Source organism: Tardiphaga robiniae (genome assembly GCF_001618955.1).
Taxonomy (GTDB): Bacteria; Pseudomonadota; Alphaproteobacteria; order Rhizobiales; family Xanthobacteraceae; genus Tardiphaga; species Tardiphaga robiniae_A.
Map to the genome: position 1 here is coordinate 1 of NZ_LVYV01000043.1, position 521 is coordinate 521.

Sequence of the window (521 nt, forward strand, 5' to 3'; positions counted from 1 at the left end):
CTGCGAAGAGGGGCTCGAACGTGACGTTGCCGCGGCGATGTTCCTGCAGCTCGATGCGGAAGGCGATGCCGTGGCGGTCGGCATGGCACAGCCGTTCCTGATGAACGCGATATCGCGCCAGCGATGGCTGTCATTCCGGCACCGCGGCTACTTCTGCATGGTGACCCGCCATGCGGACCTCAAGGAAGCGGCAGAGCGCAACGACATCTATATCGGCGGCCTCGCCTCCGAGACCTGGAGCCGGCTGCTGACGGATTTTTAGCCGGGGCTTACAAATTTCACGGCCGATGATCCCAGGGATTGATGATAGTTACACCGGTGTCAGCGAAATCCGCGACATTGCGGGTAAGCCACGGAGGCACCACGAGACCAGGCGATCGCGGCAATTTGTGCGTCGAACTGGCTGATCGGCGCCGAGTTTGCGCCGTCGGGCGGCTATGCAACCGAAAGCGTCCGCCGCCTCGCTGCCGAACGGTAGAATACGCCCGGCAAGATCCTCACGAAAGATCGGGACCATCGCT

Annotated in this window: 1 pseudogene; it reads left to right on the forward strand. The window is 62.2% G+C overall.

From position 1 onward, the window contains the following. Positions 1-262, forward strand: a pseudogene (locus A4A58_RS22440) (GNAT family N-acetyltransferase); the annotation flags it as partial. Between the last annotated feature and the right edge of the window lie 259 nt (positions 263-521).